General features: G+C 62.6%; 9 protein-coding genes. 4 read left to right on the forward strand and 5 right to left on the reverse strand.

Annotation, left to right across the window (positions count from 1 at the left end; translation table 11 throughout):
- The first annotated feature begins 10 nt into the window (after window positions 1–10).
- Complete coding sequence (locus P3T23_RS43910) at window positions 11–817, forward strand: class I SAM-dependent methyltransferase (protein WP_429322303.1); 807 nt, start codon at window positions 11–13, stop codon at window positions 815–817.
- Here P3T23_RS43910 and P3T23_RS43915 read toward each other — a convergent pair.
- From P3T23_RS43915 to P3T23_RS43930, 4 genes are all read right to left on the reverse strand, one after another.
- Window positions 779–1273, reverse strand: coding sequence for a DUF3237 domain-containing protein (locus P3T23_RS43915; protein WP_429322304.1), 495 nt, complete (start codon window positions 1271–1273; stop codon window positions 779–781). The two genes, P3T23_RS43910 and P3T23_RS43915, sit on opposite strands and share 39 nt — an antisense overlap.
- Before the next feature lie 75 nt (window positions 1274–1348).
- Window positions 1349–1669 carry an NIPSNAP family protein gene (locus P3T23_RS43920; protein WP_429322305.1) on the reverse strand — a complete coding sequence of 107 codons (321 nt, stop codon included), beginning with the start codon at window positions 1667–1669 and terminating at the stop codon, window positions 1349–1351.
- Between the two features lie 165 nt (window positions 1670–1834).
- Window positions 1835–2581 carry an SDR family NAD(P)-dependent oxidoreductase gene (locus P3T23_RS43925; protein ID WP_429322306.1) on the reverse strand — a complete coding sequence of 249 codons (747 nt, stop codon included), beginning with the start codon at window positions 2579–2581 and terminating at the stop codon, window positions 1835–1837.
- A gap of 65 nt (window positions 2582–2646) precedes the next feature.
- Complete coding sequence (locus P3T23_RS43930; RefSeq protein WP_429322307.1) at window positions 2647–3393, reverse strand: SDR family NAD(P)-dependent oxidoreductase; 747 nt, start codon at window positions 3391–3393, stop codon at window positions 2647–2649.
- A 183-nt stretch (window positions 3394–3576) separates the two neighbouring features.
- On the opposite strand from P3T23_RS43930, the gene P3T23_RS43935 reads away from it, so the two are divergent.
- Together P3T23_RS43935 and P3T23_RS43940 are read left to right on the forward strand one after the other, a co-directional pair.
- Window positions 3577–4458: a LysR substrate-binding domain-containing protein gene (locus P3T23_RS43935; RefSeq protein WP_429322308.1), complete on the forward strand. Its 882-nt coding sequence runs from the start codon at window positions 3577–3579 to the stop codon at window positions 4456–4458.
- A gap of 172 nt (window positions 4459–4630) precedes the next feature.
- A complete protein-coding gene (locus tag P3T23_RS43940; RefSeq protein ID WP_429322310.1) occupies window positions 4631–5602 on the forward strand; it encodes an AraC family transcriptional regulator in 972 nt (323 codons plus the stop codon).
- Window positions 5603–5611: 9 nt separating this feature from the next.
- Here the strand turns inward: P3T23_RS43940 and P3T23_RS43945 are convergent, their stop codons facing one another.
- Entirely contained in the window at window positions 5612–7249 is a 1638-nt protein-coding gene (locus tag P3T23_RS43945; protein WP_429322309.1) for a 3-(methylthio)propionyl-CoA ligase, read from the reverse strand.
- Between the two features lie 426 nt (window positions 7250–7675).
- Here P3T23_RS43945 and P3T23_RS43950 point away from each other — a divergent pair.
- Window positions 7676–7780, forward strand: a 105-nt coding sequence (locus P3T23_RS43950; protein WP_429322311.1) for an acyl-CoA dehydrogenase N-terminal domain-containing protein, incomplete at its 3' end; no start/stop codon positions are given.

Raw genomic sequence — 7780 nt, forward strand, 5'->3', positions numbered from 1 at the left:
ATGAAAAGGCGTGTCCGAAACTGAAAACACTCTTTACTCCGATAGCAGACTGGTCGGCATTTACGATTTATTGAACGCCGGCGACCACGATTTCATGTTCTATGAAGAGCAGATCGGGACGCTGCCGAAATACGTGCTGGACGTGGGTTGCGGCACCGGGGTCTTCGCTGTGCGTTTGGCCAGCGCAGGTCACAAGGTCGTCGCGGTCGACCCGTCACCGGCGATGCTGGGCTATGCGCGCAGGCGTGCCGGGGCGGACGGGGTGACCTGGCTGGTCGGAGATGCGGCCACCACGCCGGGCGACACGCCGTTCGATGTGGCGACCATGACCGGACATGCGTTTCAGTGCCTTCTCACCGACGACGAGGTGGCGGCAACCCTGAGGGCGGTTAGGGAACGTCTCTCGCCTGGCGGGCAATTCATGTTCGAGACCCGCAACCCTGCGGTTCAGCCATGGCTCGGGTGGACGGCGCAGCATTCCCGACGCGCGATTCGCACCGACGACTGCAGTCAGGTCGAGGTATTCCACGAATGCACTTCGGTTCGACGTGAAATCGTTGAGTTCGACACGCACTACGTTTTTGTCGAAGCAGGAGTGCACCTGACCAGTCGGAGCCAACTGCGGTTCATGCCGCAGTCAGTGCTTGCCCGCCACCTCGATGCGGCTGGATTTCGTGACGTCACGTGGATCGGGGGCTGGGACGGACGCCCCTTTGACGAGGCGTCGAGTGCCGAGATAATCGCAATATGCCGGAACGACCAGGCGTCAGTCCGCCGTTTACAGGATTTCGAACACGCTATATACCGGACCGTATGAGAACCGGTGTCCCACGCCAATCGCGAGAGAACGGTTCAACCATTCGTACTTTCCCGCAGGCGCTTCGAAGATCGGGTTGATGCGGAAGTAGTAGTCTGCGGGGTCAACCTCTTCGCCTTTTTCAAGTCGCTGTATGACGTCAGCGGCTCCGTGGCGGATGCCGCGGTAGGACATCAGAATGTTCGTGCCATCGTCGGTCTGGAGGATCAGACGCACATCGAGCGTGGTGCTTCGGTCGCTGCGCACGGATTGCCAGTCGCTGCCGCCATCCAGCACCTTGCCGGACAGTCGCTCGCCGGAGAACGTTCCCGACGGCACGATGCCTACGCGTCGAAATGGCCCTGGCGTCTCGCCGACGATGACGATCGGCTTCACGTCCAGACGCATGACAAGGAGCGGACGCGTTTGCACGCTCTTGAGCGCCGCGGGAAGGTCATCGAAAAGGGGAGTGGACATCGTGTTCACCTTCGCTATTGATGGCGTGGACTTTAAGTCCATGCCGGTTCATTTCGGGCGTGACGCAAACAATGACTACTTCAGGGGCGAGAAATCTGTCGGACGCATGATGCGCGACTCCATGCCGACAAGAATGTCCAGCGCTTTCACCTTGCGGCCGAACTCCTGCCAGCGGCTGTCTGCGGCCATTCTGTCCCTGCGTTCAAGGCGGTCATCGAGACTTTTGTAGGCCCACATATGAACGATCTGTCTGATATCGCCGATTTCGGTCGTGAAGAAGCCGATCAGTTCGCCGAGAAACTCCTGCTGAAGCGGCAGGCCTTCACTCTTGTACAACGCCAGCCACTCGGCGCCGCGTAGCGGCTTGAACGTGTAGGTGCAGATTTCGTAAAGCATAGGATATCTCCATGTCCTGAGCGGAGCGCATGCGCGTGAGCGGAGCCATGACCACGCGGTGAGAAAGAGCGTAGAGACCAATTTGAATGGTAGAAAACAGTTTCGACATTTCGGTATCCTTGGTGGCCGAAATTTTCAATGCCCAGCAAGACACGCACCTTGAGTTCAGAGCTTCGAGCCGCCGTCGACGTGCAGTGTTTCGCCGGTGATCCAGCGCGCGTTGTCGGAAGCGAGAAAGGCGACGGCGCCGCCGATGTCTTCGGGCTGCGCGATCCGCTTCAACGCCTGAATTCCCAGCGTGAAGTCGCGGCCTTCGTCGGTTTTCGCGAAGCGCGACATGTCGGTTGCAACGACGCCTGGCGCAACTGCATTCACGCGTACGCCGCGTTCACCGAGTGCCTGCGCGAAATGGCGCACAAGCGTGTCGATCGCGCCCTTGGTGGCGGCATAGGCAGACAGCGTGCCGACCGACGCACGCGCCGCGAGCGACGACAGCAGCACGATGCTGCTGCCCTTGCACATCACCGGCAGCAACTGCTGCACGAGGAAGTAGGGCGCGCGCACGTTCACCGCGAACAGATCGTCGAAATCCTGCACGGTCGTGTCTTCGATGCTGGTCGCTTTGGCGATGCCTGCGTTTGCCACCAGGATGTCGAGACGGCCGCCAATGATGGCGCGTACGCGCTTCGCGAGCGTGTGCGGGCCGTCTGCTTCACGCAGGTTCGCGGCGACTTTCTCGGCGTTGCCGCCGGCCGCGCGGATTTCGGCGACCACCGCATCCGCTTCCTTTTCACCGCTGCTGTAGTGCACGAGCACCTGTGCGCCGGCACGGGCGAGCGCGAGGGCGCTGGCGCGCCCGATCCCGCGCGAGGCGCCCGTCACGAGCGCGGTCTTTCCGGTGAGGCTGGTCATCGCAGATCTCCTGGTAACTGAATGAAAACCGTCGTGATGCAGGTCGGCATCGGGGGCCGTCAGGGTCAGCCGGCGGTCTTGCCGCCGTCGACCGTGACGATCTGGCCCGTCACGAACGACGCCGCATCGGAGGCGAGAAACAGGATCGCGCGGGCAACATCGTCCGGCTTGCCGACGCGGCCGAGCGGCACCTTCGACGCCAGTGCAGCCTTGCGCTCCGGCGTTCCCGTGAAGCGGTCGAGCATGCCGGTGTCGGTGGGGCCGGGCGCAACGGCATTGACGCGCACGCCCGACCCGGCGCCCTCGAGCGCCGCCGATTTCGTCATGCCCTCGACGGCGTGCTTGCTGCCCGCGTACACCGACGCGAAGGCCGCGCCTTCATGACCGTAGGTCGACGACACGTTGACGATGCTGCCGTGCTTCTGCGCCTGCATGACGCGCAACTCGTGCTTCATGCTGAGCAGCGTGCCGAGCACGTTGGTGTCGAAGGTCGCGGCGTAGCTTGTCGCCGTCTGGTCGACGATGGCGCCGGGCTGGCCTTCGGTGCCGGCGTTATTGACCGCGGCATCGATGCGGCCGAAGCGGGCGACAGCCTCATCAACGAGGTTCCGCACGTCCTCGTCGTCGCGCACGTCGGCCTTGATAAAGACGGCGTCCGTGCCGAGTTCGCGCAGTTCGGCTTCGAGCGCCGCGCCTTCCGCTGCCCGGCGGCCCGAGATGACGAGTCGCGCGCCGCTGTCGGCGAATGCAAGTGCGGTGGCGCGGCCGATGCCGGTTAGTGCGCCGGTGATCAAAACGACTGGCGTGTCCATTTTCGATGCCTCAGAGAAATAGATAAAAGGTATGGCGAGGAACCGGCAACAGATCGTCCTGCTATCTTTCATGTGCGCGGTGCCACTTCCTTGAAGAGTAATTTAGAGTCGTCTTGCACAAAGGGAAAAGACTTTGTAGGCTGGCGGACATGCCTGCGAGGCATGGCAACCGGGGGAGCGAAGATGGAACTGCGGCATTTGCGGTATTTCGTCGCCGTCGCGGAGACGGGCAGCCTCACGGTCGCGGCTGGGCAGCGTCTGCATACTTCGCAGCCGTCGCTGAGCCGGCAGATCCGCGATCTGGAAGACCAGGTGGGCGTGGAATTGTTGAGCCGCAGCGCGCGTGGGGTCGAACTGACGGCGGCGGGCAAGGCGTTCCTCGATCATGCGCGGCTTGCGCTGACGCAGGTCGATGCCGCAATCGAAGCGGCGCGGCGCGCGGCACAACCGAAGAAACAGGTGTTCGCACTCGGCTTTCTGACCGGTCAGGAGATGACCTGGCTGCCGCGCGCGATGCAGATTCTGCGCGACGAATTGCCGAACATCGACGTCACCGTGTCGAGCCACTATTCGCCGGATCTCGCCGATGCGCTCGCGCGCGGCAAGCTCGACCTCGCGTTTCTGCGCGCCGAACCGGGCTTCGATCTCGACTATCGGGTGGTTAGCAGGGAAAAGCTCATCGTGCTGATGCCGAGCGATCACCGGCTGACCGCGCGGACCGCGATCCGTCCAGAGGATTTCGCGGGTGAGCCGTTCATCATGGCGTCGAACAAGGCGAGGGTGCTGCACGACGTCATCGACGGCTATCTCAAACAAAGCGGAATCGATGTCACGCCGGAGCACGGCGTCGACAATCTGGCGATGGCCATGTCGCTGGTCGCGTCGACGCGCGGGCTTGCGCTCATGCCGGAGTACGCGAACAACCTGCTGCCGTGGTCCGTCGTTAGCCGGCCGCTGGAAGGCGACACGCCGACCATCGATCTCGTCATCGGCTACAGCAGGTCGAATGCTTCGCCGGTGCTGAAGCTCTTTCTTTCGAGGGCGGATGAGCTGACGCGCGGGTGACGTGTCGGGGTTGGGCGACTGGGCGCTGCCGCACCTCGGCCGGTCGGCTGTGTACCCGCGATTCGCGTCCGATGGCGACCTATGACAAAATAGGCCACGCGCGGACCGTCAATGCACGGCTTTCGCAATCTGCCGGCATCGAACCTTGGATCCCCTTTCCGCCACCGTACCTATCTCGCTCGTCAACGGCTTCCTCGTCGGCGCCGACCCTGCCGCGGTCGAGCGTCTCGCCGAGCAGTCGGGGATACCGCACGAATTGCTGCACGAGCCAGGAGCGCGGGTGACCGAGGAGCAGTTTTCGACGCTCTATCGCAGGCTTGCCAATGAGCTCGACGACGAAATGCCGGGTATCTTCAGCCGGCCGCTGCGCAATGGCACGCTTAAATATCTGTGTCTGAGCCTTCTGGATGCCCCGCGACTGGAAGTCGCGCTGCATCGGTTTGGCCAGTTCCTGCATCTGTTTCTTGACGAGTTCAACTTCAGATCGCAACGCGACGGCGATGTCTGCCGCGTTGAACTGGTCGCGAATCCGGACGGCCCACCGCTCAGCGTGCTGGGTCGCGAGCTGATGCTGAAGCTCGCGCACGGCGTGGCGTCGTGGTTGATCGGGCAGAAGATTCCGCTGGTCGAGGTGGAGTTCGATTTCGTGCGTCCGCCGCGTGCGAGCGACTACCTCTATCTATTCCCCGGGCCTGTGCAGTTCGGCTGCGCGAGAACCTTCATGTCTTTCGACGCCAGCTACCTCGACATGGCGATCCGGCAGCACAAGTCCGATCTGAAGAAGTTTCTGTCGCGTGCGCCGGAAGACTGGATCTTCGTGTCGTTTGCCGAGCAGATGGTTTGCCACCGGGTTCGCCAGTACATCGCCGGTTGCCTTCCGGTCATGCCGACTGTCGAGGTCGTGGCGCACGACCTACATTACTCCGTCCGCACGCTGTGCCGCCGGCTGTCGGCTGAGGGCACGACGTTCCAGGCGATCAAGGACGAAGTGCGCCGCGATATAGCGATTCAGCGTCTCACGCGCTCGGCCGACGCCATCGGCGCCATTGCCTACGACGTCGGCTTCGACGACCCCACTGCGTTTCACCGCGCCTTCCGTCACTGGACGGGTAGCACGCCCCAGACGTATCGCAGGATGGCCTGAGGTAAAAGGCTACGCAGACGGAGCAGACCCCCCGACGTAGTGCTTGCCGAAGCGCTGCCTGAGCGTGAGCTTCTGCAACTTCCCGGTCGCGGTCAGCGGCAGTTCGGAAACGAAGATGACGTCATTGGGAATCCACCACTTCGCGACCTTGCCGTCGTAGAACGCCAACAGATCTGCCGCGGTCAACGCACTGTCCGGACGTCGCACGGCGATCAACAGCGGGCGTTCGTCCCATTTCGGATGCTCGCATGCAATGCAGGCAGCCATGGCAATCTCCGGATGCGACATTGCGACGTTTTCCAGTTCGATGGAAGAGATCCATTCGCCGCCGGACTTGATCACGTCCTTGCTTCGATCGGTGATCTGCATATAGCCATCGGCGTCGATCGTCGCGACGTCGCCGGTTGGAAACCAGCCATCTTCGAGCGGCGACTGGTCCACGCCGTAGTAGTGGTCCAGCACCCAGTGGCCGCGCGCCATCAGGTCACCTGCCGACTTGCCGTCCCACGGCAACTCCTCGCCGCCGGAGCCGACGATCTTCAGGTCGATACCGGCGATGGCGCGGCCCTGTTTTGCGTCGATGCGCGCCTGCTCGTCGGCGCACTTGCTGGCGTACCCGGGCGAGGGCGAACAGACCGTGCCAAGCGGCGACAGCTCGGTCATGCCCCACGCGTGGATCGCGTCGATGCCGCATTCGCGCATCGACGTGGCCAGTTGCGGAGGGCATGCGGCGCCACCGACGATCGCCCGCTTGAAAAGAGGGCTGCGCTTGCCCGTGCGGCGCATGTAATCCACAAGTCCGAGCCAGATGGTCGGCACGCCCGCAGAGAGAGTCACGCCTTCCTGTTCGAACAACGTGCACAGGGATTCGCCATCGAGCTTCGGTCCCGGCAGGACCAGTTTCGCGCCGACCATGGGCGCTGAAAACGGCAAGCCCCAGGCGTTCACATGGAACATCGGGACCACGGGCGAGACGACATCGCGCGCAGACAGGCAGAGCGCATCGGGCGACACGGAGGCGTAAGCCATCAGCGTGAGGGAGCGATGCGAATACAGCACGCCCTTCGGGTTGCCGGTCGTGCCCGATGTGTAGCAGAGGACCGCAGCCTGCAGTTCATCGAACTGAGGCCAGACGAAGTGCTCCGGCTGTCCATCGATGAAAGACTCATAGCTCTCGAGCGGCACCGCGAACGATGGCGGCAACGCGGCCTCGTCGCACAGCATCATCCAAGTTTCGACCTGCGGACAGAGGTGCGCAATCTGCTCGATGAGAGGAGCGAACGACATGTCGAAGCAGACGATCCGGTCGCGCGCATGATTGATGATGTAAGCGATCTGCTCGGGGAACAGCCGTGGATTGATCGTATGGCAAACGGCGCCGATACCGGAGACGCCGTAGTACAACTCCATATGGCGATAGCCGTTCCACGCGAGCGTTCCGACGCGGTCGCCCGTGACGATGCCGCGGCTCGTCAATGCGTTGGCCAACTGCATCGAGCGAGCGTGGCAGTCCCGCCAGGTGTAGCGATGGATGTCGCCTTCGACCCGGCGCGACACAATCTCGACGCTGCCGGTATGCCGTGCCGCCTGTTGAAGCAGCGAGGAAAGCAATAGGGGCGTATACATCATCTGGCCGACGAGGTTCATCAGTACGTCTCCTGACTGAGTGTTCAGTCGCAATTCTGTTGAGGCGGGATAGGGTTCCTTCAGAACGCGCAGCACTTTCAGCGCCTTTAGCACGTCGGGCCCGATCAGGTCTTTGCCGCAGATTGCGAAGATCTGCGGGGCGTTGCCTTTTGCGGCTCATTCTACTGAGACAGGGTAGCTGCGACACTGGCAGGCCTGGCCGATTCATTGACAAAACCTGCCAGGGCCAGGATGCAGGCAATCGCGTTCGGTCGCCGCCCGGAGGGGGTCCTGCAAAGCGGCAGATTTTGTCAATGAAAGGGCAGGTTTGGATATTGGGCATGGCCGGCGCGCCCGTTACGATGAGGCATCTGGATCACGTTGTGCAGGCGCCAGGTTCGCCGCGCGACGCATATACTCGTCCAAAACACACGAAGGAGACGCGCGATGACTTATGCCGCACCCGTAAAAGACATGCTGTTCACGATGAAGGAGCTGGCCGGCCTCGACACCGTCGCCGCGCTGCCGGGCTTCGAGGACGCCAACCTCGAC

Origin of the sequence: Paraburkholderia sp. GAS448, from assembly GCF_050435685.1 — a bacterium.
Taxonomy (GTDB): domain Bacteria; phylum Pseudomonadota; class Gammaproteobacteria; order Burkholderiales; family Burkholderiaceae; genus Paraburkholderia.

Coding starts and splice junctions, on each gene's coding strand:
- P3T23_RS43915 (WP_429322304.1), bottom strand. CDS start 1,273: ATGTCCACTCCCCTTTTCGATGACCTTCCCGCGGCGCTCAAGAGCGTG.
- P3T23_RS43920 (WP_429322305.1), bottom strand. CDS start 1,669: ATGCTTTACGAAATCTGCACCTACACGTTCAAGCCGCTACGCGGCGCC.
- P3T23_RS43925 (WP_429322306.1), bottom strand. CDS start 2,581: ATGACCAGCCTCACCGGAAAGACCGCGCTCGTGACGGGCGCCTCGCGC.
- P3T23_RS43930 (WP_429322307.1), bottom strand. CDS start 3,393: ATGGACACGCCAGTCGTTTTGATCACCGGCGCACTAACCGGCATCGGC.
- P3T23_RS43935 (WP_429322308.1), top strand. CDS start 3,577: ATGGAACTGCGGCATTTGCGGTATTTCGTCGCCGTCGCGGAGACGGGC.
- P3T23_RS43945 (WP_429322309.1), bottom strand. CDS start 7,249: ATGAACCTCGTCGGCCAGATGATGTATACGCCCCTATTGCTTTCCTCG.